Source organism: Halomonas qaidamensis (assembly GCF_025917315.1).
Lineage (GTDB): Bacteria > Pseudomonadota > Gammaproteobacteria > Pseudomonadales > Halomonadaceae > Vreelandella > Vreelandella qaidamensis.
Genome location: NZ_CP080627.1, coordinates 3,390,505 through 3,416,091 on the forward strand (window position 1 = coordinate 3,390,505; position 25,587 = coordinate 3,416,091).

A 25,587-nucleotide genomic window follows, 5' to 3' on the forward strand; every position below is an offset into this window, starting at 1 on the left:
CCATGATGAAACGCTTTAATACGTTACTGCCAGCCTCCCGTCTTTTGCTTCCCCGTCGTTTGCCATCCTGTCTTTTGCCATCCCTAGCTTTAGCCCCCTACATGTTGGCCAGCATCATCGCTTTAGGGCTATTACTTGGTTCTCTGATGCTGGGAAGCCAAGGACTTAGTAAAGAAGCGCTTGGGCACCTTATCCAAGGTAATGCGACACCGTTTGAACAGTGGCAGGCGTTTACGCTGCGCTTACCCCGGGCATTCGTCGCGCTGTGTGCTGGGTTTGCGCTAGGCGTATCGGGTGCCCTGTTTCAAGGCATCACCCGGAACCCATTAGGCAGTCCCGACATTATCGGCCTTACCGCCAGCGCTAGCCTCGGAGCACTGCTGGCAAGCAGTTGGCTGACGGGCATTGTCTCTACCACGATGGGGGCCGCACTGGGTGCGATCATCGGCACGCTAGCGGTCTATAGCGGCTCTGGGCACGGCTTTCGCCACCCCTCTTCAATGATTATTGCTGGCATCGCTATCAATGCCTTAGCCCTAGCAGGCGTGCAGCTAAATTTGACGTGGCTGGGACAAGAGCAAGCGCGAGATGCGATGATTTGGCTTAGCGGTAGCTTAGCAGGCCGCCAGTGGCACGATCTTTGGCCAATGCTTAGCCTGTGCTTGCTCTTGCTACCCGGTATTGTGCTGATAGCGCCCCGGCTGCGCCTTATGGCACTTGGCGATCCAGTCGCCAAAAACCTCGGCGTTAACTTGGCAGCATCACGCTTATTAAGTGCCGTAATGGGGGCTTTTCTGGCGGGTGGAGCGGTTGCGACGGTAGGGCCGATTGCGTTTGTGTCCCTTGCCGCGCCCCAGTTGGCGTTACGCCTTTGGCGAAAACCCGGGCCTCTCCCCTTAGCGGCAGGTGTGGTCGGCGCCCTACTGCTATTAGCGGCAGACTTAGCGGCTCAGTACTCATTGCCTTCTGGGGCGTTACCCGTCGGTGTTTTAACGGCCGGGCTGGGCGGTGTCTATTTGGTTTATTTATTAAATCGCCAGCGGCGGGGGTAATTACGGCTGCTGGCGGAAACGCTCAAACATCGCCAGACCAAGAAACACCATTCCCGCCGAGATGCTTAGGCAACCAAGCCATAGCGTTATTGCCAGCCCTGTGCTCCAGGTTTCCATTGCCAACCAAAGCGGCCAACCAAGTATCGCGCTGCCCGCCCAGAACCAAGGTTTTTGTTGAGCAGGCTTAAGGCCACAACGGCGTCGATGGCGGCTATCCGATAGCGCAATCAACACAAAGCCAAGTGCGCTGAGTGTCAGAATCGTGAGGAGCATCATGACGCCACCTGAATAGTCTGTACACGGGTGCTCGCTTTTTTAGCGGCTCGTCTCATTTGCCATACTATGATCAGCGCGCTGACCAAACACATCAGGTCAACGCTAACACGCTGCCAATCACCTTCGGCAAGATCACCTAGAACACTATAGGAAGGAACCAAGAGATTCAGTATTGGCAAGCAAAGCAACATGATAACGGTCAGTGTTAACTGCTCCCACCATGCCTGCGAGGCCGAGCGCCTGAAGACAGCGTGTAGCAACGCGAGCAGCCAGGCGGCAAAGAAAAAATGGATTTCCCATTGGGCACGCCCACTAAGCGCCACCGGTAAAAGTCGGTTGCTGGCTAAAAAGACCAACACGGCAATCGGCATGCCGGCCAGCGTGGCTATATTAAGCCGCTCGACACACCAGATCCCCACCACACTGCCCTTCTTGTGCTTACGCTTTGACGTCCATAGCAATAGCCCGGTTGCCACCATGCCACACCCAGCAGCGCCCAACGCAAAATAGATCCAGCGCATACCCCAGTCGGCAAAACGTCCTGCATGTAACCCCACCATGACGCCGTGTGCTTGTTCATCAACACGTTGCGACTGCGTTGCTGCTAACAACGCGCCCGAACTTGCTTCATAGATACGTTGTGGGCGGTGTGCGGATAACGCCTCGTAAGCACTCTGCCAAACTACGACACGTGCGCCCGCATCGCCAGGGTGGCTGACCCTCAGGGACTGCACCGGCTTGTGCCAATGCGATTCAGCATCACCGACCAGTTCACTTAGAGCATGTAACGCTGCAGGCTGCCCCGTGGCTGAGTCAGAGAGGGGAAAGGCATGCAGTTCACTGGTCGCTTGGCGACGCGCGTCAGCATCGGGAAACGCGTGTTCTACTCCCCAAGGCATATAGAGCGACATGAGCGTTATCAAGCCGGTATAGGTAATCATTAGCTGAAAAGGCAGCGTTAACACAGAAAATGCATTGTGAGCATCTAGCCAGCTACGGGCGCCCTTCTGGGGTCGGAAAGTAAAAAAATCCCGCAGAATTTTTTTATGGGTTATCACGCCGCTAATGATTGCCACGAACATCATCATGGTGGCGATACCAATGATCCAGCGGCCATAAACGGCGGGGAGGTGATGCAATTGAAAATGGAATCGGTAGAAAAAATCACCCCCACGCGTTTCACGCGGGGTTACCAACGACAAAGTGGTTGGGTCAAGCACCAACTGCTCTCTCCCATCCTCCCCAAACCAAACGGCTGTCGAGACCGACATGCGCTCATTAGGAAAGGTAATCTGCCAGCTTCTCGCTGTTGAAGCGTGTTCAGCAAGATAGTGCTGCCAGTAATCAGCCAGACGTCGGTTATCCCACTCAGCGTTCGCGGCGACACTCGGTAGCTCGGGCTGCATCCATAACGAGATACTCTCTTTGAAGTAACTCAGTGTTCCCGTCAGAAAAACGGCAAACAGCAGCCAAGCAGCTAACAAGCCGCACCATGTGTGCAGCTGAGCCATATTACGCCTCACGCTGCGCTTAGTGGATGCCATAGTTAGCCACCAATAGAAGGCCGCAAGCGGCTAGACCGATAGCCCCCCAAAGGCGAATCAAACTCGGCGCGATGAATGACCAGGTCGCCACGCCCGCCCAAATAATGAAGCTCCCCATCATGCCGATACGCAGAGACATCATGATATCTAGCGGTAAGCCAAGCGCTGCCACCGAGAACAGTGCAGCGACTATATAGCCGCCAAGCGTCGCGGCCAGGATGCGTAAGATAAGCAGCCAATACGAGGAGGGTAAAACGTTGAGCAACATGGTGCATCTCGGTGCAGGTCACAAACCACCACTTTAATGCAAAAGGTTTTCATTTGCATTAGTGGAGATAACTTATTTAGCACCTGCTGCACAACGTTTAGGTTAACCAAATGCGCGGCGTGTGGGCGGCACGTGAGATCCAGCGCGGGCGTAATAAGTGCCAAGCCTGTTCACACAGCGCCCAAGCTTCATTCCGGGAGTTTCCTAGGTAACGTAATAACAGTACGCCCTGGCGAACGGTGACCGCCCAACGCGGGTTGTCCGGCAGCGCGTCGCGTAGTTCGTCAATTGCGGCACCGGCATCTTCTAAGCCAACTGCCCACAGCGTGGCTTGCACCGTGGCGCCCCCCTGCCCCCAGCGCCCGTTAAAACGCGGATGAGCAGGGTCTAAGGGCTGGCGTTCAAGCCACAGCGGTTTGCCGTCCAGGGTTAAACGAAAGTGCTGTTCAATACGGCCGGTTACATAGGGAAGTTCACTGGCGGGGCGGCCCAACGCCATGATCTCCCAGCCCAGGCAGCGGGCGCTGCCATGCAACGCAATGTGCGTTCGCTGAGTACCTTTGGAGCCATCAAAGGCGATCGTTTCTTGAGGAAGCCACTCAAGGATGCCGCCATCTTCCACGTTCAGTTCGGTATCTTGGTTCCAGGCGACGCCTTGGCTATCAGCTTTATATAGTTTGTTGGCTGCAGGCGTGGTGAGCAGCGCATGTGCGTCACGCTCGATATGGGCACGGATCGTCAGTGCGTCACCACTGACCAAGCCACCAGGCGGGTGCAGCACATAGACATGGCAGGCCTCTGTGCTGCCTTCGGGGTAAAACGGGCGTTGCACTCTCAGTGGCCCTTGGTGGCGCGCCTGCACCAACCGAGTGATGCCATTGCGGTTAGCAAAACGCAGCGCCAGCGATGCCGCCCAGAGGCGCTCTTCGTCAAAGCGGTGACCTGAGCCAGCAGCAGGTGTCGCGAGTTCACACAGCATCATGGGCGCATTTACTTCCTGTTAATAAGCATTTCATTTTCAAATGCAAGGAATGCGCCAAAATGGTGAAAAATGTGAATACGCTGCTAAAGCGCCCGTATAAGGTGAAAATAGGCAATCTAACGATGCCTATTGCGCACCAAAAAGTATCAAAAAAAGGCCAGTCGCACCGAAATGGATCATCTACGCGTTTTTAACCACTACCCGATCACGTCCACCGCGCTTTGCTTGGTAAAGCGCTTGGTCAGCGCGCTGAATAGCTCGCTGATAATCAGGGTGGCCATCGTGGAGTGTTACGCCAACGCTGACGGTCACATTAAGCAGCGTATCGGCGGTGGCTAGCATAGGTTCTTTAGCGACTGCCCGTCGTAGACGCTCGGCAAATAGTCGGCTGCCATCCTGGTCGGTATCCACCAATACAATCAAAAACTCTTCGCCGCCCATACGAAAAACATAATCACCGCCACGAGTAGAACGATCGAGAATACTCGCTACCTGCTGCAATACATTGTCGCCGGCGTCATGGCCATGGGTATCGTTAATCGACTTAAAGTGGTCAATATCTACCATCAGCAGGGCAAAGCGTTTTTCCGAATGGCGGGCAATTTCAATTTCCCGTCCCAGCACCACTGAAAGAAACTTACGATTCAACAGTCGCGTCAGGCTGTCGCGTCCTGCTTCTAGCCCTGAAGCGCGCTCTAGCACGTCGTCTAGCAGCATAAGAATAGTGCGTGTTGCATCGCGAATATCACTTAGGGCTGTGAGCCGTTGGCCCATGTCATTCTGATCAAGTGCAGCCAGCCACTCATGATCTACTTGGCGAATATGGCGCGAAATCGTGGCGATTTCTGGCGAGCCTTCAAAGGCATGGCAGGCTTTGTGAAAATACCACAGACCAAACTCTGACTTGGAAAGCTTGGGTAGCATTGCGGTTTCCTGTTGCGCGGCAACAGCAAACATCAGCGCATTTTCCCAGTTTAATAACGCCGAGCGCTGACGCTCGCGTTCGTCTCCAATATTCTGGGTAAGGGAAAACAGCTTGTACGCTTCTTCGGTGCGCGCATTGCGATCATTGGCGACGGAGTAGGCGTGGCTCATGATTTCCATGGCCATATCGATATGATCCGAGACGTAGACACAGGCTACCCCTGGCGACAGTGGCGCGGTAACCGTGGCATTAATATGTTGGTAAAACGCCTGCTTTAGCTGCCTTGCTCCGTTCAGCACTAGGTTAACGGGAATATCAACGCGGGCATGCACTTGCCCCACTTTCTCCTGTTGTTCTACCAAGGCATTAAAGTCGACATGCTCAACGGCAAACATGGCCTTCAGCCAACGCCGCATGGAGGGATTTAAACGCTCCCTTACTTGGTCATTGGAGAGAAAAAGCGACGCGTGAGGGTCTTCTAACATTACCCCATAGAAATGGTCCGCAAAGCGGTCGCAGTGGTACTCTACCAAGGTTTCCACTGCTTGGCGCAACACTAGTGGCGTGCGCTCTAAAAGCACTTGCCATTCGGCAGCGAGCTGATGTTTATCTTTATAGCGCATTGCGCACCCAATTATTATTACGAAAACAAGCCATATTACACGCAAAATAATAGAGCCAATACGCACACAGCTCAGAGTTTTTAATAATAAACTCGCCACTTTAAGTTAATTAAAGGGCGAGCAACAGGCTGTGGATAACTTAAACGGTCAAATGCTGCTTTATCAGTTCGTTGGAAAGCTCTGAGATATCGCCTTTAGCAACTGGTCGGCCGCGATCCATAATCACAAAGCGGTCGGCATATTTGCGGGCAAAAGGCAGCTTCTGCTCCACCAAAAGTACCGTTAAACCATCTTCCTTGATCAGTTGGCGAATGACCTGACCGATTTGCGCCACAATATTAGGCTGAATACCTTCCCCTGGCTCATCTAAAATCAGCAGCTTGGGCTCGATGACCAGCGCACGACCAATGGCTAGCTGCTGCTGTTGCCCGCCTGATAAGTCACCACCACGGCGATGCTTCATCTCTTTTAGAACAGGAAACAGTTCATAGATACGCTCAGGGATTTTTTTTAGCCCATCACTGCGCGCTGCAAGGCCGGTGCGTAAATTCTCTTCCACCGTGAGCAGCGGAAAAATCTGCCGCCCCTGAGGCACAAAACCAATTCCCAGGCGGGAGCGAGCTTCAATGGCTTTTTTGGTCAGCTCAATGTCGCTGCCCTCTCCCTGATAGCGTAGTTGACCGCTTTTTACGGCTACTTCACCCATAATAGCTTTCATCAAGGTGGTCTTACCCACCCCGTTGCGGCCCATCACACAGGTACACTGGCCGGCAGGCACATCGAGGTCTAAATCCCACAAGGTGTGGCTTTCCCCGTAAAACTGGTTGAGCTTTTCAATTGCCAGCATCAGGCAACCTCCTCGTCGTCCGCACCCAAATACACCTCAACCACGTTGGGGTCGCTTGAAACCTGATCCATACTGCCCTCTGCCAGTACGCTGCCTTGGTGCAACACGGTCACTTTACGGGCAATAGAACGTACAAAGCCCATATCATGCTCTACCACGACCACCGACTGCTTACCCGCAAGGCCCGTCAACAGCTCTGCGGTACGCTCCATCTCCTGTTCCGTCATCCCGGCTACGGGTTCATCTACCAGCAGCAGACGCGGGCGCTGCATTAACAGCATGCCAATTTCCAGCCACTGCTTTTGGCCGTGGGAAAGAATCCCTGCTGGCTGGTAGCGCAGCTCGGTCAGGCCAATCGTTTCAAGTACCTCATTGATACGGTCTTTAATTTCACCAGTCATGCGAGCAGTTAGCGTGGGGAAAATACGCTTGTCAGCGGCCATCGCCAACTCCAGGTTTTCAAACACGCTCAGCGCTTCAAATACCGTGGGCTTTTGGAACTTACGACCAATCCCCAAGCTGGCGATATCCGGTTCACTCATTTGCAGTAGATTATGACGGCTACCAAACCACACGCTGCCTTCGTTGGGGCGTGTTTTACCAGTAATGATATCCATCATGGTCGTTTTACCGGCCCCGTTAGGGCCGATAATGCAACGCAGTTCACCATCATCAATGGTCAGGTTTAAGTTGTTGATTGCCTTGAAGCCATCGAAGCTCACCGAGACATCTTCCATATACAGAATCGGGCCATGACGCACATCTACCGGTGAGGCCTGAGGGGCCATAAAATCAAACACCCGATCCCGCGTGGTTAGCGATTGCAGCAAGCTCATGCGGTAGCCTCCTTCGGCAAGGTCTCGGATTTTTTGCGGCGTTTTAGGTGCAGCAACAACCCCGCCACGCCTTTAGGTAGAAACACGGTGACCAAGACAAACAGCGCGCCTAGGGCAAACAGCCACGCATCAGGCATTACACCCGTAAAAATCGTTTTGGCATAGTTGACTAAGATCGCACCGATAACCGCCCCATAAAGCGTGGCACGGCCACCCAGTGCCACCCACAGCACAATTTCAATCGAGAAAATCGGCGAGAACTCACTGGGGTTGATAATCCCTACCTGAGGAACATAAAGCGCGCCAGCCAAGCCTGCCAGCATGGCGGAAACTACGAATACAAATAGCTGGAAGCGTTCGACCCGATAGCCAATAAACCGCGTGCGGGCTTCGGCGTCACGGGTTGCCACACACACCCGGCCTAATTTACTGGTAACAATCGCTCGGCACAGGATATAACCCAGTGCCAATGCAACGCCGGTGGCAATAAATAGACCTAAGCGAGTGTCGTTGCTGCGGAGGTTGAAGCCCAGCAGCTCGCGAAAATCGGTTAAACCGTTGTTGCCACCAAAGCCCATCTCATTGCGGAAGAACGCCAGCATCAGGGCAAAGGTCAGCGCCTGGGTAATAATCGATAGATACACCCCAGTGACCCGCGATCGAAAGGCCAAAAAGCCGAATACCAAGGCCAATAACCCAGGGGCTAACAGCACCATAGCAAACGCAAACCAGGCCATATCAAAGCCGAGCCAGTACCAGGGCAGGCTTTCCCAGCTGAGAAACACCATAAAATCCGGTAGTACCGGGTCGCCATATGTACCGCGGTCACCGATCTGGCGCATCAGGTACATGCCCATGGCATAACCGCCAATGGCAAAAAACGCCCCGTGACCCAGGCTCAGAATGCCTAAATAGCCCCATACCAAATCCACCGCCACTGCCAGTAGCGCATAGCTTAAGTACTTGCCGAACAGGTTCACGGTGTAAGCATTGACATGTAGCGAGTGACCTTGAGGTACTGCGAGATGCAGTACTGTCACGATCAACAGGGCGGCAAACAGCACGCCAAGAAAGATCTGCGTGGCTCGCTCACTAAACGGGCGAGTTAGCCAAAACTGGCTTGAAGATGATTGCGTCATCATAGGTTAGCCCTCCGCAGCCCGGCCCTTCTGCGGGAAGAGTCCACGCGGGCGTTTTTGAATAAACAGAATGATGAACACCAGGACAATAATCTTGGCCAGCACCGCACCTGCCCAGGGCTCCAGCACTTGGTTAATAATGCCCAGGGAAAGCCCAGCCACCAAGGTGCCCCAAAGATTACCCACGCCACCGAAAACGACGACCATGAAGGAATCAATAATGTAGTTCTGGCCCAGGTTGGGGCCAACATTGGTCAGCTGTGATAACGCAACGCCAGCCAAGCCTGCGACGCCAGACCCTAACGCGAAGGTCATAATATCGACCCGGGTGGCACGGATACCCATAGAGCGTGCCATGGCACGATTTTGGGTCACCGCGCGCACTTCAAGCCCTAGGCGCGTGCGGCGCATAATCAACATCAGCGCGGCAAACACCACCAGTGCAAACCCGAGTACAAACATACGGTTAAGGGTCAGCGACAGTGCATCGTTAATCACTAAGGAGCCGCTCATCCACTCTGGCGTTATGACCGTACGGTTTAGCGGTGAAATCACCGTTCGCACCAGCTGCTGTAAAATCAGGCTAATACCGAACGTCGCCAGCAACGTTTCCAACGGGCGCCCCTTCAGGAATTGAATGACACCCCGCTCAATGGCAATGCCCACAAGCGCGGCCACTAAAAAGCCTGCAGGAATCGATAGAATTAGCGCCAATCCAGGCTGGCCGGGCAACAGTTGCTGCATCATCCAAGTGGTATAAGCGCCCAGCATGATCAGCTCGCCGTGGGCCATATTAATGACCCCCATCACACCAAAGGTAATGGCCAGGCCAATCGCTGCTAACACCAGTACCGAGCCAAGCGAAAGACCGAAATAGAGCGTTTCCAGACCACGATTAATTTTCAGCTGCTGTTCGATACCTGCCAACGCCCCAGCGGCGGCGTTGGCTATCACCGGATCGTCACTATTCGCTGCGCGACTTAGCGCCACGCGGGCGCGTGGGTGAAGGCTACCCGTAAGCGCGTCTATACCGGCCATCTCTCCCTGTTCGGTACGATAAATTGCCACTGCTTGAGTTAAGCGAGTACGCACGTACTCATCATCGGCTTCAGCAATCAATGGCGCTAGCGCTTCGGCCAGTTCGCCGTCTACTTCACCAAGTAAGCGGTCAGCGGAAGTGCGGCGGCGCTCTACATCGGGTGAATACAGATCAACAACGGCAATAGCGCTGCGTAGCTGGTTGCGCAAATTGTTATTAATTCCGATACGATCCAGATCGCGACGAGACATCTCGCCAAGCGGCTCGTTAGTCAACGCATCGGCCACCGGCCAGTCGCGGCCACGGTTATCGAGCACCACAACAAAACGACCGTCGTCAGTGCGCTGTAAGCGGCCATCTAGCAACGCCTGCAGCCAGTCACGAGCGCGTTCGTCGTCGCTTTGTACAATTGCGGTAATCGCCTCACCCTTTGCAGGAAAGGAACGTACATCCAGCGCTTCAAGTAACTCAAGCGCAGCGGCATCGTCAGCATCAACAGCAGCGCTTGTTTGTGCCTGGGCGGTGACTGTGATGCTTAACAACAGCAGGCACAGCAACCTGAAGGAAAGGAAACGCCTCATGGGGTTCTTCCTTTGGTTATATTAGAAACAGTGATCTAAAAAAGGGAGGTAGCGTGCTCCCCCGCCACTCAACGTTTAGCCAAGCAGCAAGGGATCTTCTTTTACTCAGCGAGGGCCGCTTCGGCTTCTTCTGCTGCGGTGCTACCACCACACGAGCCGTTCACCACGTTGAAGTTGCCGCACTCCATGGGCTTGCGCCAATCGGCAATCAAATCACGAGAGCCAGGTAAGTAGTCAGACCACGCATCGCCCGCCACCGTAGAAGGCGTTTGCCAGACGATATCGAACTGGCCGTTGTCTTGAACTTCACCAATCAGTACTGGCTTGGTGATGTGATGGTTGGGCATCATCGCCGCATAGCCGCCGGACAGGTTAGGTACGGTGACGCCGATAATCGCATCTTTCACCGCATCCACGTCGGTAGTTCCTGCTTTACGCACCGCTTCGGCCCACATGTTGAAACCAATGTAGTGCGCTTCCATGGGGTCATTGGTGACCGCTTCTTCGTCGCCGGTGTATTCAATCCATGCGTCGATAAAGTCATAGTTAGCGTCGGTATCCACACTCATAAAGTAGTTCCACGCCGCTAAGTGGCCGACCAGCGGGGCCGTATCGATACCGGAAAGCTCCTGCTCACCCACCGAGAAGGCAATGACCGGAATATCAGCGGCATCAATGCCTTGGTTGGCAAGTTCGCGATAGAACGGAACGTTGGCATCACCGTTAATGGTTGAGATCACCGCTGTTGGTTTGCCCTCTTCACCGAAGCGGCGCAGTTCCGCCACGATGTTCTGCCAATCGGAGTGGCCAAACGGCGTGTAGTTGACCATGATGTCTTCTTCAGACACACCATGCTCATCTTTCAAGAACGCTTCTAAAATACGGTTGGTGGTACGTGGATAAACGTAGTCGGTACCTATCAGCGCAAAACGTTCAATGCCCACTTGATTGATCAGGTATTCCACCGCAGGAATAGCCTGTTGGTTTGGCGCAGCACCGGTATAGAAGACGTTTTCAGAGGACTCTTCACCTTCATACTGCACCGGGTAGAACAGCAGGCCGTTAAGTTCTTCCACTACCGGCAGTACCGCCTTACGGGAAACGGAGGTCCAGTTACCAAAGATGACGTCGACCTCTTCTTGCGCTAGAAGCTCTCTAGCGCGTTCAGCAAATAGCGGCCAGTTAGAGGCTGGATCAACAACAACCGCTTCAAGCTGGCGTCCAAGGAGGCCACCCGCTTCATTCTGCTGCTCAATGAGCATTTCAACGGTATCTTTCAGAGCTGACTCACTAATCGCCATGGTGCCTGAAAGCGAGTGGAGAATACCGACCTTGATCGGATCGTCATCTTGAGCGATAGCCTGGGCACTGGCACCCATAACAGCGGCGGCAATTAAGGCAGTGGCGAAACGGCCAACGATACGAGGGTGTGTCTTGCGCTGCAATGTGGTCACTTGAACCTCCTTGCGCCCCTATGGCGGGGCTCGTTATTTGAGCTTCGCGGCCAAGGACTCCCGTTATGTAACGTGGGTACGGCCATTACGGGGCTTGGTGCATCCACTAGCTCCTAGCTTTTGCAAGGTTTGCGCCACACTACAAAAAGAAACATTAAAAAAAATAAAATCAAACGGTTAGCTTTAAAAAAAGCAGCCCAATCTACAGGCATCGCACTATCGTGGCGCGCCAGTATTCAAAAAATGCACGCTGTTTATGCACCACAACGGCACCTCGCACCAATAGAGCGCCTTCCATCTCACGCGCCTATTTATTTCACCCATTTTTTTTCATAAAAAAAGCGCCCTAGGAAACCCTAGGGCGCTTTACACGCATGTCGGTGTTCTATTCAGCGGTATTCAAACGCTTAGTGCGGCGCTTTTTCAGCAGTGGCAAACCAAGCGACAGCACAGCGATAACCAGCAACGATAGGGAAATCGGCTTGTCGATAAAGGTCATCCAATCACCACCGGAGATCTGTAACGCGCGACGCATGGACTCTTCCATGATGTTGCCTAAAATTAATGCCAGAATCAGCGGCGCGGCGGGGAAACCGAACAAGCGCATCCCTAGGCCAACCAAGCCAAAACCAAGCAGCAGCAATAAGTCGAATACGCTGAAGCTCATGCCGTAAACACCGATCATGCAGAAGATCAAAATCAGTGACAGCAGCAACGGCTTGGGCAGATCGAGAATTTTGGCGATCAACGGAATCAACGGTAGGTTAAGCACCAGCAAGAAGATATTGCCAATGTACATACTGGCGACCACGCCCCAGAACACATCCGGGCGCTGTTCGAGCATCATCGGACCAGGATTAACCCCCATCACCAGCAGTGCGCCAAGCAGTACAGCGGTGGTGCCTGAACCCGGCACACCCAAGGTTAACAGCGGTACAAACGAACCGGTACACGCCGCATTATTCGCCGCTTCCGGGGCAGCAACGCCTTTGATGTTGCCTTTACCAAACGTATCCCCGTCTTTGGCAATGCGTTTTTCCATGCTGTAACCCAGAAACGAGCCAATGGTCGCCCCGGCACCCGGCAGTACGCCAGTAAAGAAGCCCAGTACTGAACTGCGGCTAACCGGACCAGCAATCTGCTTCACTTCACTGCGGGTCAACTTCAACGAACCAATGGCATTACGAGGCGCTTCTTTACCACCGCCACCGCGCAGTAGCATGTAAAACACTTCGGCTAACGCGAAGATACCCAGCGCGACGACCAGAAAGTCGACTCCGTCGAGCAGGTGAATAGAGCCAAAGGTAAAGCGCTCGGTGCCGGTTTGCATATCAATCCCGATGATCGAGATCATTACCCCAATCACAGCCGCAATTAACCCTTTGACCAGCGACTTATCGGATAACGACACAACCGCCGTTAGCCCCAGTACCATCAGTGCGAAGTATTCAGCAGGGCCAAAGCTCACCGCCACTTTGGAGAGCAGTGGCGCAATCAACATCAAGAAAACAACCGAGATGGTGCCGCCAACGAAGGAGGAGTAAGCGGCAATCGCCAGCGCCTTACCTGCCAACCCTTGCTTGGCCATCGGATAGCCGTCAAACGAGGTGGCTACCGTTCCTGCTACACCAGGGGCATTAAGCAAAATAGACGAGGTGGAGCCGCCAAAAATAGCACCGTAATACACCCCGGCCATCAAAATCAGTCCTGAAGAAGGCTCCATAGCGAAGGTAATTGGAATCATCAGCGCCAGCGCGCTAATCGGCCCAAGGCCGGGCAACATGCCGATAATAGTGCCAGCAAAAACGCCGGCAAAGACGTAAGCGATATTGATAGGCTCAAGCGCGATGCCAAAGCCATACATTAGATTGTTAAAGGCATCCATGGGAGTGTCTCTCTTTTAAACCCGCTAACAGTGGGCAAGCGCGGCTTGGTTAAAACGGCAGCACGCCAGTGGGTAGGTAAACATCCATTACCCGCGTCATGGTCAGATACAGCGCCAGCACCACCCCAAGCGATGTTGCCAGATTGACCCCATGGCGGCGGTAGCCGTAGTAAGCGGTTAGGCCAACGCACAGCAGCGTCGAAGCCAGCACAAAGCCCAGCGGCACGAGTAATAACGCATACGCTGCGATAGCGATGGCGGTGACAATCACCCGCGCCCAAGGCGTAAGCAACAACGGCCCCTGGGTTTCGGTTTGATCAATCTGATCGACACCCGCAATAGGACCAGGACGCTCAAAAAATAAGCACGCCGACAGCAATAGCAGGGAAACACCTAACACTTTTGGAAACAGATCAGAATCCACTGGGCGGGGCAGCGGAAAGTTTGGAATTTGCCAGGCCATTGCCAGATAGGCAGCCGCCACTAACGCCAACACAAGCGCTAGCCATTGGTTGGTATTGAATCGAGTCATGGGAAAGCTCTCCGAAGATGTCATTGCTAAATAGCAAGACCCTTGCGGTTTCAGACGGATGATCCCGGTGGCACGCTGCCACCGGGGGAGCCTTTGGGACGAGCGCTTACTGGCGCATTAGCCCCAGGTCGGTCAACACACTGCTGAACTGCTCTTGTTGCTCATCCAGGAAAGTAGCGAAGGCGTCACTATCCTGGTAGGCATCAATCCAGCCAAGCTGGTCGCTTGCTTCGCGCCATGCCTCAGTTTCGAGCATCTCGGCGAAGAGCGTCTCGTAATATTCAACCGCTTCGTCAGGCATTTCCGGCGCACCCATTACGCCACGCCAAATGTCGAAGGTGTAGTCAAAACCCTGTTCTTGGTAGGTAGGAACTTCGGCTAGACCGCCACCCAAACGTTCTTCAGAAGAAACGCCCAAGGCGCGCAGCTGGCTACCTTCGCCTAGCTGACCTACTGCTTCACCAGCACCGCCAATCACCGCCTCAATATGGCCGCCCATTAGGTTGGTCATAGCATCACCACCACCCGAGAAGGGGATGTAATTGACCGCGGAGGCTTCCATACCCGCTGCAGAAGCAAGGCCAGCCACCGAAATGTGGTCCATGGAACCCGGTGCGCTACCACCCCCCACGCTAAGACTAGGGTTCTCTTTCAGCGCCGTGAAAAGGTCATCCAGAGTTTGGTACTCAGAATCTGCCGCCACCAAAATGATTGAATAGTCGGTATTAATACGCGCTATCGGGGTGAAATCGGTGTGGTCGTAACGCGAGGCGCCTGCCAGGGGTACTAAAATCATCGGCGGACTGGTAGCAAAAAGTTTATGCGGATTGCCGCTGTCACGAGCTACTTGAGCCCAAGCTACTGCACCGCCGCCGCCAGGCACGTTAATGGCTGCAAAGCTTTCGTCGGCCAACGCTTCTTGTTGAATAACGCGGGACATGGTGCGCACAAGCGTATCCCAACCGCCACCGGGGTTGGCAGGGGCAACAAATTCGATCGAACGGCTAGGAGTCCACTCTTGGGCATTGGCAGACGTCGTCATGGCGAGGACAGCCATGGGTAAAGCAAGCACGGCAAAGCGCTTAAGAGGAAGCGTGTTCATGGGCGTTCTCCACAGGTGTTTGTTTTGTTACGAACGTATATTTGTGTGGTTACGCAATGAACGTTAAAAGACTGTCCTCTACTACAACAAGCTTATGATGATTAATAACAAAATGTGCTTTTTGTGCGTTTTGTTCATTTTGTTCACCGCCTGCTTATCACGGCACGTTTACAGTGATTCCAGCCAGGTTGAGGAAGACTCCAGCAGCCGATAACGCCGTTCGGGACGGCCAACATCCCCATAACCAATTTCGGCGTTAACCGCCTGCTCAGCCACTAAGAACTCCAAGTAACGCCGCGCTGTTGAGCGACTTGCACCCATTGCCTGCGCTACCTGCATCGCCGTTTGGGAATCCTGTTCGGCTGCCAGAGAGTCCACCACACGACGCAGCGTTAAGCGATCTATGCCCTTAGGCAACGTCTGCGCTGCTAGCCGCTGAGGCTCGCCTGGCTGCAGGCGTGCGAGCACCTGGTCCAGCTCGTCTTGACTCATTTCAGCCCTATTCGCCAATGCCTCTCGCTCGCGACGAAAACGCGTCAGCATTTGCGTCATACGCGTCGCTTCAATCGGTTTAATCAAATAATCAAATACACCACCACGCAACGCTTCGCTGATAGTTTCCACCTCGCGGGCAGCGGTTACCATGACGATATCCACATGCACATAGTCGCGGCGAATCGCCCATAACAGTTCCAAACCTTCCACATCAGGCAAATACGCATCCAATAAAATCAGTTGGATAGCATCGGCATGCTCGGCCATCAGCGCTTTTGCTTCGCTGCCGTTGCGTGCCATCCCCACCACATAAAAACCGTCGCTCTGCTCAATAAAAACCTTATGAATATCGGCAATGCGAAAATCGTCTTCGACGACCAAAATACCGTATTGCGCCGTAGACATAGTTATTCCTCTTACTGGCATCGTTATTATGATTAGGACATCGCGGTGACTTGGTCACAAAGCGAGCGATCCAACACGGCAATAAAACACGCACCGCCTAATTCGCTCTCTTCCAGAGTCACCTCACCACCATATTGACGGCACAACCGCGCGACCAAGGCTAAACCAATACCACGATGCTTGCCGGTTTTGGTCGAAAATCCTTCTTGAAAAATTGATTGTGCATGCTCACCCGGGACGCCTGGGCCGTTATCTTCTACCTCAATCAACAACTGCTCACCCAAATCCGTGAAGAACAGCCGGACTTTAGGGGTATCACTGTTTGGGCCATTAAGTGCAGCATGGCAGGCATTATCCAGTAAATTGCCCACAACGCTCATCATGACCTCTTGCCCAGTGACCGTCAGCGGGCAGGAGAGCGAGCTCTGTTCATCAATTTCCAGCGCTACCCCTAGCTCTCTGGCTCGCGTCAATTTACCCAGCAGCGTACCGCTTAATACCGCGTCAGCCACGTGGCGCATTAAAAAGCTCATTTGCGCTTGGGCACGTTCGGTTTCGTGATGAATCAGCGCTAGCGCCTCGTCAACGCGGTTAAGCTGCAACAGGCCAGAAATGGTGTAAAGTTTGTTGGAAAACTCGTGGGCCTGAGCACGCAGGATATCGACATCACGGCTTGCCTGGGTAAGTGCATGGGAAAGATCAATAATTTCACGGCGACTGCGAAACGTAGCAACGGCACCTTCAATTTCGCCTTCGTGCAAAATAGGCACACGGTTAGCCACCACAGGATGGTCACCCAGCCACATTTCTTGGTCAAATTCCTGCTCGCCGTGCTTTAGCACCTCAATCAAGCGCGAGTTGGGCACTACCTCTCGAATTGGCTGACCCAGTAAGACCTGTTCATCGGGTAGCCCTAGAAATCGTCGCGCCTGCTGATTGACTAAAGTGATCTGGCCATCGCGGTTAACGGCTAGAATACCTTCATGGATGGATTGTAAAATCGCCTCTTTTTCCATGGCTAAGCGCGCTATTTCGTAGGGCTCTAAACCAAGTATGACCTTTTTAAGATGCTGCGATAGCCAATACGCCCCTGCAAAACCAAGCAAAATCATCAGCGCCACCAGCGCCCACCCTAAGCTGGTATAGCGGGCCACATCCATATCAACCCGCTCTAGCATGAAGCCCACTGAAACCACCCCAATGATATTACCTTCTTCATCCCAGATAGGGGTTTTACCACGCATGGCAGTCCCTAGCGTTCCAGTAGCTTCCGATACGTATGACTGACCGTAAATTAGCGCCTGATCGTTATCCCCTCCCACCATGGGCTGACCAATACGCTCAGGCACTGGGTGCGAGTAGCGAATCGATTGGGCATTACCGACCACCACATAGCGGGCACCGGTTTCCTGGCGAACTCGCTCAGCAAGCGGCTGAATAATCAGCGAGGGGTTGGGTGTCGAGAAAGCATTAATAATGTGCGGCATCCCCGCAACGGTCTTGGCCACTGCCAATGCCCGTTCACCCATTTGCTGGGTAATAATCTCTGCTTTACGGTGATTCAGGTAGGTACCCTGAGCAAGCAGCATGCCAGCCAACAGCAGGCCGACCAGCAGCATAACTTGCAAGCGAAAACTGCGCTTATACCAGCGGCGTTTAGCGCGAGTACGGCGCCAGCGCTGTAATTCAGCCAACGTACGGGGGCGTGGGGCGGTCATAAAGGAACTCACTAGGCGCGACAGCGTCATTATGGCATGCAGCGCCAAGTGGCGTTAGCCGCTGTACTTTTTCGCCTGCTTACTTATTTAGCAGTCACTGAATTTATTTTTATCGATATACTCTCAACGTTTAAAGCGTGCATGACGAACTATCATCCTGCAACATCCTGCCTCTCACAATGACCAATACTCACGGAGGAGTTACGTGTTGAGTTTACTACGGCTTGTCTTGGCTAGCTTGTCGCTGTGGGCAACGTCCGCCACCGCTTATCCATTTTACGCTCCGCCACCGCCACAAGATGATACGCCTGTATTCAGTGGTGATGCCGAGCTTGGCTTTACCCATCTTTCAGGCAATACCAATAGCCAAACGCTAATTGGCAAAACGCGGCTGACGTGGCTAACGGGAGATTTCACCCATTCGTTGCGCGGTGAAGTTCGCAATGTAAGCAAAAATGGAGAAACCAGTGCAGAACAATATTTGGTGGCAGGCCGAGAGCGTTTTGACTTTAGTGGGCCTCACTACTTGTTTGGCTTTGCCCGCTGGGAAAAAGACCGTTTTGCTGGCTACGATCAGCAGCTTTCCGCCATTGGTGGTTATGGCCGCCAGTTGCTAACCGGTGAACGGCATTCGCTGTCGTTGGAAGCGGGGCCTGGGTACCGAAATGATCGGCTACGCGATGCCGATAATGAACGACTGGCCGTTGCATATACGGCTTTTGACTATCGATTTGGGTTTTCAGATTATGCTGATATTGCTCAGGAAATGTCGCTGGAATATACCCGCAAGAATACCACTGCACGTTCATTGACATCACTAACGGCTAGGCTTAACTCACGGCTTTCGTTGCGCCTTTCCCATGAAATCAAACATAACTCGCAGCCGCCTGAAGATGCCAGCGAACGCACCGACAACACCACCAGCGCCTCATTGCTCTACCACTGGTGACACGCCATTACTTCCCCAGCAAAACTCTAATTTATTATCAATAAAAATCAAATAGTTAGCATATTTTTTTAACTAATTAAGGCAATTACTCACCTGTTCACAATGGTGCATCACTAACGCTTTTCGCACCATTTCCATGCATTTTTCTTTTTATCATTAGACCTTGGTCTAAATTGACGCTATACTATGGTCAGTTTCCTGTCCTCGCGCCATTCATTGAATGGCGCTTTTTTTTGTTTCAAAAATGCGCGTGGTGAGGCGTTTAGCCTGCTCACGCACGGTTTTGTTAAGCTCTTTGCTCCGCCTCCTTACTACCCATCAAAATAGGTGTTCTTAATGAACCAACCTGCCCACAATAGCGAGGGTCCTTCGCGGTTTTCCCTTGGCGACCCCATCGTGCTGGTGCTCAGCATCGGCTTCATCGTTGCGTTTCTCGCGCTCTCCTTATACGACGTCGACCTAGTCGCAGACTCAATTAGTACGGGCTTTGCCTGGACGGCCCTAGTCCTTGGCAGCTACTTTCAACTACTACTTTTATTAACTTTTTTCATTGCTATTGGAGTAGCCATTTCGCCCGCGTCAAAGGCTAAAATCGGCAATCTCGACGCACCAGAAATGAGCACATTTAAGTGGCTTTCGATCATTCTTTGTACATTATTAGCAGGTGGTGGCGTATTTTTTGCCGCCGGAGAGCCGGTCTATCATTTTGTGGTAACGCCTCCCGCCTTTGATACTGAAGCGGGCACTGCTGATGCTGTTTCAAGCGCCCTTGCCCAATCGTTCATGCACTGGGGCTTTTTAGCCTGGGCTGTACTTGGCTCGCTAACGGCGGTGGTGCTTGCTCATGCCCACTATGTAAAAGGCCAGCCTCTGCAGCCGCGCACGCTGCTCTACCCCGTATTTGGCGAGCGCCTCATGCGCGGCCCGCTTGGTGGCGTGGTAGATGCCTGCTGCGTGATTGCGTTGGTAGCCGGTACGGTCGGCCCCATCGGGTTTCTGGCCACCCAGGTCAGCTTTGGCTTACACGAACTGTTCGGCTTACCCGAAGGCTATCCAGGACAGCTAATTATTCTTGCGGTATTGGGTTGTATTTACGTGCTCTCCTCCATGAGTGGTGTACATAAAGGCATCCAGTTGCTCAGCCGTTTTAATGTGCTACTGGCCCTCGCTATCGGCGCGGTGATTATTGTATTTGGCCCTACGCTGTTTTTGGTTAACACCTATGTGTCTAGCATGGGCGCTTACGTGAGCGAGTTCTTCACCATGGCCACCATGACTGCGGATACCGCACCCGATTGGTGGATGCAGTGGTGGACAGTGTTTTTCTTTGCTTGGTTTATTGGCTATGCACCGCTGATGGCGATTTTCGTGGCGCGTATTTCACGCGGGCGTAGTATTCGCGAAATGATTCTTGCCGTGGCGATACTCGCCCCTATTGCGACTACCATATGGTTTACCCTGCTGGGCGGATCGGGCATTTATTATCAGCTCACGGGCGTAATTGATCTGACCGAGGCGCTGAATAACTTCCAGTTTGATGTAGCGACGCTCACCGTGGCCCAAGCCCTGCCCGGCGGCACATGGATGGCGCTGGCGATTCTATTACTAACCACCATTTTTGTCGCCACTACCGGCGATTCTATGAGCTACGCCATTGCCGTTGTGGGTGCCGGCCATGATGATCCTAACCCTTACGTGCGTGCCTTTTGGGGGATTGCCATGGCGCTAATGGCGGCGGTGCTGCTGTATATGGGGGCCGGTCAAATTGGCGCGTTGCAGCAGTTTATTGTAATTACGGCGATTCCTGTTTCACTCATCTTGCTACCATCACTGTGGAATGGCCCACAAGCGGCCTACGCCATGGCGCGTGAACAAGGCATTATCGAATAACCGTCGATAGCTCTTTTATCATAACCCTTCCAGCAGTCGTAGAAGCATCTGCGGCTGCTGGTTAGCCTGTGCCAAAATAGCGATACCGGCCTGTTGCAGAATTTGCGCGCGAATTAGGTTAGAGACTTCTTTGGCATAGTCAGCATCTTGAATGCGTGACTGAGCGGCAGACGTATTAATAATGTTGGTATTGAGTCCATCAATCACACTCTCGAAGCGATTTTGCACCGCGCCTAAATAACTCCGCTGGCGATCCACCTGTTTGATCGCGTCATCCATTGCCTTTAGCGGGCCGTCGGTTGCGCTGCCACCGTCTAACACGCTAAACCCTTCCAGCCCCAGTGCCTGTCTATTCATGGCTGCAAAGCGCACCGCAATGCTATCGCCATCGTTAGCACCCACCTGAATATTGACCGCCTTGGTACTATCAAAAAAACCAATGCCGTTGAAGTTGCTCTGCTCGGCAATACGATCAATCTCTTCTAAACGCTGATCAATCTCGTCTTGAATGGAAACAAGATCCTCGGAAGCGTTAGTACCATTAGCTGCTTGTACACTCAGTTCACGGATACGCTGTAAATTATCGTTGATTTGGTTGAGCGAGCCTTCCGCTGTTTGCACCATGGAAATACCATCATTGGTATTGCGAATGGCTTGGTTCATACCACGAATTTGCGCCCCCATGCGGTTGGCAATCGCCAGGCCAGCAGGGTCATCTTTGGCACTATTGATACGCAGCCCAGAAGAGAGACGCTCCATGGCAGTGAGCATGGCCTGCTGGCTGCCACGCAGATTGTTCTGCACGGCAAGAGACATCAAATTCGTATTTAGGCTGAGCAACACGCGTCTCCGAAGAAGGCTAGCCTCGCCATGTCAACAGTGGCGGCTATAGACCTATTATCGGCAGCTAGACGAAAATCATGAATGTGCTCGTTGCTTTAGGCTGCGACCACTAGCAGCAAGAACGTCATCTACCGGACGACGCACATAGCTGTGTTGATAGTAACCGTCATCGATGACCTCCCCATCCCATGCCACGATATCTAAATCCATCGTTCTCGGCCCTGATTTGATGGGGCCACGCACCCGTCCCAGTCGGTTTTCTACCTCTTTTAAGTAAGCGCGAAAGGCATCGTGGTCCAGAGAAGTACGCACAAGTAGCGCCGAGTTCAGGAAGTCCGGCTGATGCTGGTAACCCACTGGCGCCGTGCGGATCGCCTCTGAACGTGCGATAAGCTCGCATTCACTGCTCAAGATGGACAACGCTTCATTAAAGTGGCGCTCTGGTTCAATGTTAGTGCCCAGAGAGATTAAGCATTCATGGTGGGCCGTATTGGTGGGCGTGTGTAACGGCATTCGTGGCATAGCTGCATCCTAATCTAGGGGGCATAGCGCAAAGCGCATAAGGCAATAACTGACTCTGAATCATTTAAGGTGACTGATAAGATTAGCTGGCCTGCTAATTTGTTCAAGCCCTGTACAAGTTATTGACAAACGCTACGCTCACGCAGAAAGTTCTACTTAACGCGCGATACGATGAACCATGACTCTACCTTGGGGAACTTTGAATGAGCACACCTGCAGCACTCGTTACTGGCGGCGCAACGCGCCTAGGCCGCTATTTCGCTGAAGCCCTTGCAGATAAAGGCTATGACATTGCCTTACACGTGAATAGCTCACGTGATGAAGCCGAAGTCGTTGCCAAGACGATTCGCGCCAAGGGTCAGCGCTGTGAAATAGTCCCATGCAATTTCTTGAGCGATTCGCCTGAAGCCCTTATTACCACTGCCAAACAGCACTTCCCGAACCTTAGTGTGCTGCTTAATAGCGCCTCTGCCTATGAACCTTCGCCCATAGCAGAGACCGATATAGCCATGCTGGAAACCCAATTTAGGGTCAACATGTTTACGCCTTTGTTACTGACGCGGTACTTTTCAGAAGCCGTAGAAAAGGGGCAAGTCATCAACATTATTGATAATAAAGTGGCTTATCACCAATACCCCTATGCGGCGTATTTACTGTCCAAAAAGAGTCTTGCCGAGATGACACGCATGGCGGCATTAGAATTTGCACCTCGTCTGCGTATTAACGGTATTGCCCCCGGCGTGGTGCTGCCCGCCTCTCAACGCACCAGCGACTATATTCAATGGCGTATTGAAGGTATTCCGGTTAAGCACCAGGGCAACCCAGCCCACCTTGTACAAGCCTTGCACTATTTATTAGACAATGATTTTGTTGCTGGACAAATTCTGTTTGTTGACGGCGGCGAATCAATCAACCTTGAAGGGCGTCATTCCGAAAATTATCCAGGTTGATAGCCACACGCCCAAAAAATTAGGGCTGCCCGCAGGCAGCCCTAGTATCAACGCTCTCATCGCGTCTTCAGTGATGACACGCCGTTACGACTTAAACATCGTCAACGTCATCATGATCAGGCTTCAGATGGTCAGGCTCACTGGTAGCCTGAGTTGACTGACCTGACTGACCTGACTGACCTGACTGACCTGACTGACCTGTTGACGGTTCGCTTCCCTCACGGATTGGCGATGTTTCTACCTTTTTCCGTTCAGCGGTGGAATCCAACACGCGCACATTAGCGGGTGGTGTTTTCCCCCCTTTGGTTTCACCAAAGTAGAGCGTGGTATGCGGGAACGGTATCTCGATACCGGCCGCATCAAAACGCAGTTTCACTAAACGATTGTAGGCACGGCCTACTCCCCACTGATCGCCCGGCGTGGTTTTGATCACCACACGAATATTGACAGAACTATCAGCCAGTGCGGTAACGCCTGCAACGGTCAGATCGGCCAACAGCTTATGGCCATGCTCTTCGCTGGCTTGCAGATCTTCAAACGCCAGCTGCAGCTGCTCAATTGCTTCGTCAATGCTTTCGTTATAGCCAATACCGTATTCACCAACGTGATTACCGTACTCACGCATATAGTTAGACACAGTATCAACACTGGAGAACGGCACGATATGGTAAGTGCCCGACAGATCGCGAATACCCACTGAGCGAATACTGAGTCGCTCAGCGGTACCTGTGACACCGCCAACGGTCACTACATCGCCAGTATTCATGGCGTTTTCTACCTGAATGAAAACACCGGTAATAACGTCCTGCACTAGTTTTTGGGCACCAAAACCAATGGCAAGGCCTAGCACACCTGCACCGGCAATCAATGGCCCGATATTAATACCGATTTCCGATAGCACGATCATGCCGGTAATCGTCACCATGGCAATAGCCAAGGCATTACGGAACAAACTTAGCAGTGTTTTAGCACGCGCTGAGGGTTCGCCGTGGCCGGTTTCGGGGTTGAGTTTGTGCTCAATCAAACTTGCCAAGCCTAACCAGATACCTAGCGAAACAATTAAGATAACCGCCACGCTGATCAATTTACCAACGAGGTTAGCGCCACGTTCTGAGGCGTACCAAGAGGCTAGGTCGAACGCTCCCCAGGCATCTAGCACCACCATAATAACGGCCACCACAATGACCGTACGCAGCACACGCAGCGCATTCGGTACATAACTATTTAAGCGCACTTCTAACAGGGGCAACTTGCGGCGCAGGTCATCGGATAGCTGAATACGACGGCCAATCGTTTGCGTAAGAAACGCCGAGACTAAAAGACCGATAACCACGGCAGCAAGTGTTTTCAAGGTGGCAAACAGGACAAACGGCAGTGCATCGCCAGGGCGTATCAGTGTCAGTACGAACACCATCAAGAAGTAGAACAGCGCAAACAAATGCCAAGTGCGAGCAAATAACTGTAGTGAGACCCGGCTAGCAGTTAATGTGGAGCGCCCAGCCATTAGGTTCAGGTTGTCACGCAGGCGCAACCGATTTTTAAGCACGACCACCACGGCATAAATGAACGCCAACAGCATGATAAAGGTGCCAACTGCTTGGCCGAGGGTGGCTGCGATATAGAAATTAACTAGCGGTACAACCACCATTAAACCATAACCAACCATGCCAATTAAGCGCGCCAGCCAGCGGTTCCAGTAGGAGGCTTCTTGCGCTGAAATTGGTAGCAGCCGCAGCCCTTCATAGCGTGAAGAGAACAGCATACGCACACCGGCCTTCAGCAGCTCAATAAACAAGAAGGCATTGAGGAATAACGAAGCGCGGGTGGAAAGCTCACCGGTTTCACCCACCGCAAACGCTGCTACTAAGTTACCGCCAACGTAGGCAAAAGCTACTAGTAAAACGTCGACTACCGCGGCAATGGCAACACACAGCACTAACCGCAGCACAGGTGTTAAGCCACTGCCTTGCTGAGACCAACCACTTATCTTAGTAAATAATGATTTCGCCAAACGACGGAAAAGTATAAATATTGCGAAGGTCGCAACGATCACAATACCTAAGTTAATCGCAGCACTAACGAACGCGGCCATGTCGAACGTGCTAGTACCTTGACCAGTAAACAGGCCACCGATAACGGCCACTGCCTGCTCTATCTGCCCGCCAACATCACCGACCACGCGGCTGGTCAGCTCAGCAAGCTGGCGAGGCAGCGATACATCTTCAGGGGCAATATCGCTCCCCTGTGCAGCAGCTTGAGGTGACAGCTCGCTGGTCAACTCATTGGGTAACCCGGATGCTTGATTTCGCAACAGCTCAATCAGCTCTTGGCGCGCCTGATCATCCTCTAGCAGATCGGCCAGTGCCGAATAAGAGGGCTGTTCTTCTGCGTTAGCGGTGTCTTCGCTTCCTGCACTTAGCGTAGTTTGAGCCAACGCAGGCGTTGTCAGAAAGGCAAATAGCATCACTAACCAGACGCCTAGCCAGGGGAATAAACGTAATGGCGTCACACCTAAACCTCCCTTTGGGTGAGTCTTTTACTCAATATCATTACTAACTCGTCTTATGCACATCATCGTTTTATGCACATCATTCGTTTATGCACATCATAGTGCACCCTATTCACATTGCACTCCACGTGGGTGCAAGAGTTGTATAAAGATAAACAGGGTAACATGAGAAAAAGAGCGTGGCTCGCCACTCGCTTTGTCAATACCAGTAACATTAATGT

General features: G+C 52.7%; 22 protein-coding genes. 4 read left to right on the forward strand and 18 right to left on the reverse strand.

The annotated features are described in order from the left end of the window. Nucleotides 1-2 precede the first annotated feature (2 nt). Nucleotides 3-1,052, forward strand: coding sequence for a FecCD family ABC transporter permease (locus K1Y77_RS15250; RefSeq protein WP_264429321.1), 1,050 nt, complete (start codon nt 3-5; stop codon nt 1,050-1,052). On the opposite strand, the gene K1Y77_RS15255 is transcribed toward K1Y77_RS15250, so the two are convergent. The 15 genes from K1Y77_RS15255 to K1Y77_RS15325 form a co-directional block, all read right to left on the reverse strand. Continuing rightward, a complete protein-coding gene (locus K1Y77_RS15255; protein WP_264429324.1) occupies nt 1,053-1,328 on the reverse strand; it encodes a DUF3325 domain-containing protein in 276 nt (91 codons plus the stop codon). It abuts the gene before it with no gap. Next, nucleotides 1,325-2,839 (reverse strand): PepSY-associated TM helix domain-containing protein, encoded by a 1,515-nt coding sequence (locus tag K1Y77_RS15260; protein ID WP_264429326.1) that lies wholly within the window; start codon nt 2,837-2,839, stop codon nt 1,325-1,327. The genes K1Y77_RS15255 and K1Y77_RS15260 overlap by 4 nt, the downstream gene beginning before the upstream one ends. A 19-nt stretch (nt 2,840-2,858) precedes the next feature. After that, a complete protein-coding gene (locus K1Y77_RS15265) occupies nt 2,859-3,140 on the reverse strand; it encodes a hypothetical protein (RefSeq protein ID WP_083007596.1) in 282 nt (93 codons plus the stop codon). A gap of 97 nt (nt 3,141-3,237) precedes the next feature. Next, complete coding sequence (locus K1Y77_RS15270; protein ID WP_264429329.1) at nt 3,238-4,122, reverse strand: urease accessory protein UreD; 885 nt, start codon at nt 4,120-4,122, stop codon at nt 3,238-3,240. Between the two features lie 180 nt (nt 4,123-4,302). Further along, nucleotides 4,303-5,670, reverse strand: coding sequence for a diguanylate cyclase (locus K1Y77_RS15275; RefSeq protein ID WP_264429331.1), 1,368 nt, complete (start codon nt 5,668-5,670; stop codon nt 4,303-4,305). A 139-nt stretch (nt 5,671-5,809) separates the two neighbouring features. Further along, complete coding sequence (gene urtE, locus K1Y77_RS15280; RefSeq protein WP_030071054.1) at nt 5,810-6,517, reverse strand: urea ABC transporter ATP-binding subunit UrtE; 708 nt, start codon at nt 6,515-6,517, stop codon at nt 5,810-5,812. Beyond that, a complete protein-coding gene (gene urtD / locus K1Y77_RS15285) occupies nt 6,517-7,353 on the reverse strand; it encodes an urea ABC transporter ATP-binding protein UrtD (RefSeq protein ID WP_030071056.1) in 837 nt (278 codons plus the stop codon). Before urtD ends, urtE begins: the two co-directional genes overlap by 1 nt. Further along, entirely contained in the window at nt 7,350-8,495 is a 1,146-nt protein-coding gene (gene urtC, locus K1Y77_RS15290; RefSeq protein ID WP_264429335.1) for an urea ABC transporter permease subunit UrtC, read from the reverse strand. Before urtC ends, urtD begins: the two co-directional genes overlap by 4 nt. Before the next feature lie 3 nt (nt 8,496-8,498). After that, complete coding sequence (gene urtB / locus K1Y77_RS15295; protein WP_264429337.1) at nt 8,499-10,112, reverse strand: urea ABC transporter permease subunit UrtB; 1,614 nt, start codon at nt 10,110-10,112, stop codon at nt 8,499-8,501. Between the two features lie 101 nt (nt 10,113-10,213). Then, nucleotides 10,214-11,566 carry an urea ABC transporter substrate-binding protein gene (gene urtA, locus K1Y77_RS15300; protein WP_030071062.1) on the reverse strand — a complete coding sequence of 451 codons (1,353 nt, stop codon included), beginning with the start codon at nt 11,564-11,566 and terminating at the stop codon, nt 10,214-10,216. A 385-nt stretch (nt 11,567-11,951) separates the two neighbouring features. Further along, on the reverse strand, nt 11,952-13,451 hold the full coding sequence (locus tag K1Y77_RS15305) for a tripartite tricarboxylate transporter permease (protein ID WP_030071064.1): 1,500 nt from the start codon (nt 13,449-13,451) through the stop codon (nt 11,952-11,954). 49 nt (nt 13,452-13,500) lie between these two features. Beyond that, nucleotides 13,501-13,983, reverse strand: coding sequence for a tripartite tricarboxylate transporter TctB family protein (locus K1Y77_RS15310; protein WP_030071066.1), 483 nt, complete (start codon nt 13,981-13,983; stop codon nt 13,501-13,503). A gap of 106 nt (nt 13,984-14,089) precedes the next feature. Then, the gene (locus K1Y77_RS15315) at nt 14,090-15,085 is read right to left on the reverse strand and encodes a Bug family tripartite tricarboxylate transporter substrate binding protein (protein ID WP_264017444.1); all 996 of its coding nucleotides are present in this window, start codon (nt 15,083-15,085) and stop codon (nt 14,090-14,092) included. Between the two features lie 168 nt (nt 15,086-15,253). Beyond that, the gene (locus K1Y77_RS15320) at nt 15,254-15,985 is read right to left on the reverse strand and encodes a response regulator (RefSeq protein ID WP_030071069.1); all 732 of its coding nucleotides are present in this window, start codon (nt 15,983-15,985) and stop codon (nt 15,254-15,256) included. 32 nt (nt 15,986-16,017) lie between these two features. Continuing rightward, nucleotides 16,018-17,703 (reverse strand): ATP-binding protein, encoded by a 1,686-nt coding sequence (locus K1Y77_RS15325; RefSeq protein WP_030071071.1) that lies wholly within the window; start codon nt 17,701-17,703, stop codon nt 16,018-16,020. A gap of 208 nt (nt 17,704-17,911) precedes the next feature. Between K1Y77_RS15325 and K1Y77_RS15330 the strand changes: the two genes are divergently transcribed. Beyond that, nucleotides 17,912-18,652 (forward strand): DUF481 domain-containing protein, encoded by a 741-nt coding sequence (locus K1Y77_RS15330; RefSeq protein WP_084180392.1) that lies wholly within the window; start codon nt 17,912-17,914, stop codon nt 18,650-18,652. A gap of 336 nt (nt 18,653-18,988) precedes the next feature. Further along, on the forward strand, nt 18,989-20,542 hold the full coding sequence (locus K1Y77_RS15335; RefSeq protein WP_264429341.1) for a BCCT family transporter: 1,554 nt from the start codon (nt 18,989-18,991) through the stop codon (nt 20,540-20,542). An 18-nt stretch (nt 20,543-20,560) separates the two neighbouring features. Here K1Y77_RS15335 and K1Y77_RS15340 read toward each other — a convergent pair whose 3' ends face one another. Both K1Y77_RS15340 and folK read right to left on the reverse strand, forming a co-directional pair. After that, entirely contained in the window at nt 20,561-21,382 is an 822-nt protein-coding gene (locus K1Y77_RS15340) for a flagellin N-terminal helical domain-containing protein (RefSeq protein ID WP_320055289.1), read from the reverse strand. A 78-nt stretch (nt 21,383-21,460) separates the two neighbouring features. Then, nucleotides 21,461-21,907, reverse strand: coding sequence for a 2-amino-4-hydroxy-6-hydroxymethyldihydropteridine diphosphokinase (folK, locus tag K1Y77_RS15345; protein ID WP_264017441.1), 447 nt, complete (start codon nt 21,905-21,907; stop codon nt 21,461-21,463). A gap of 203 nt (nt 21,908-22,110) precedes the next feature. Here folK and K1Y77_RS15350 point away from each other — a divergent pair, with 203 nt between their 5' ends. Further along, complete coding sequence (locus tag K1Y77_RS15350; RefSeq protein WP_264429345.1) at nt 22,111-22,857, forward strand: SDR family oxidoreductase; 747 nt, start codon at nt 22,111-22,113, stop codon at nt 22,855-22,857. Nucleotides 22,858-22,948: 91 nt separating this feature from the next. Here the strand turns inward: K1Y77_RS15350 and ybiO are convergent, their stop codons facing one another. Then, nucleotides 22,949-25,366, reverse strand: a complete 2,418-nt coding sequence (gene ybiO, locus K1Y77_RS15355; RefSeq protein WP_264429347.1) for a mechanosensitive channel protein — start codon at nt 25,364-25,366, stop codon at nt 22,949-22,951. Nucleotides 25,367-25,587: the final 221 nt, after the last annotated feature.

Bases quoted from the DNA above. Each gene is read 5' to 3' on its own strand.
- K1Y77_RS15250 (WP_264429321.1), top strand. From the start codon at position 3: ATGATGAAACGCTTTAATACGTTACTGCCAGCCTCCCGTCTTTTGCTT.
- K1Y77_RS15255 (WP_264429324.1), bottom strand. From the start codon at position 1,328: ATGATGCTCCTCACGATTCTGACACTCAGCGCACTTGGCTTTGTGTTG.
- K1Y77_RS15260 (WP_264429326.1), bottom strand. From the start codon at position 2,839: ATGGCTCAGCTGCACACATGGTGCGGCTTGTTAGCTGCTTGGCTGCTG.
- K1Y77_RS15265 (WP_083007596.1), bottom strand. From the start codon at position 3,140: ATGTTGCTCAACGTTTTACCCTCCTCGTATTGGCTGCTTATCTTACGC.
- K1Y77_RS15270 (WP_264429329.1), bottom strand. From the start codon at position 4,122: ATGATGCTGTGTGAACTCGCGACACCTGCTGCTGGCTCAGGTCACCGC.
- K1Y77_RS15275 (WP_264429331.1), bottom strand. From the start codon at position 5,670: ATGCGCTATAAAGATAAACATCAGCTCGCTGCCGAATGGCAAGTGCTT.
- urtE (WP_030071054.1), bottom strand. From the start codon at position 6,517: ATGCTGGCAATTGAAAAGCTCAACCAGTTTTACGGGGAAAGCCACACC.
- urtD (WP_030071056.1), bottom strand. From the start codon at position 7,353: ATGAGCTTGCTGCAATCGCTAACCACGCGGGATCGGGTGTTTGATTTT.
- urtC (WP_264429335.1), bottom strand. From the start codon at position 8,495: ATGATGACGCAATCATCTTCAAGCCAGTTTTGGCTAACTCGCCCGTTT.
- urtB (WP_264429337.1), bottom strand. From the start codon at position 10,112: ATGAGGCGTTTCCTTTCCTTCAGGTTGCTGTGCCTGCTGTTGTTAAGC.
- K1Y77_RS15305 (WP_030071064.1), bottom strand. From the start codon at position 13,451: ATGGATGCCTTTAACAATCTAATGTATGGCTTTGGCATCGCGCTTGAG.
- K1Y77_RS15310 (WP_030071066.1), bottom strand. From the start codon at position 13,983: ATGACTCGATTCAATACCAACCAATGGCTAGCGCTTGTGTTGGCGTTA.
- K1Y77_RS15315 (WP_264017444.1), bottom strand. From the start codon at position 15,085: ATGAACACGCTTCCTCTTAAGCGCTTTGCCGTGCTTGCTTTACCCATG.
- K1Y77_RS15320 (WP_030071069.1), bottom strand. From the start codon at position 15,985: ATGTCTACGGCGCAATACGGTATTTTGGTCGTCGAAGACGATTTTCGC.
- K1Y77_RS15325 (WP_030071071.1), bottom strand. From the start codon at position 17,703: ATGACCGCCCCACGCCCCCGTACGTTGGCTGAATTACAGCGCTGGCGC.
- K1Y77_RS15335 (WP_264429341.1), top strand. From the start codon at position 18,989: ATGAACCAACCTGCCCACAATAGCGAGGGTCCTTCGCGGTTTTCCCTT.
- folK (WP_264017441.1), bottom strand. From the start codon at position 21,907: ATGCCACGAATGCCGTTACACACGCCCACCAATACGGCCCACCATGAA.
- K1Y77_RS15350 (WP_264429345.1), top strand. From the start codon at position 22,111: ATGAGCACACCTGCAGCACTCGTTACTGGCGGCGCAACGCGCCTAGGC.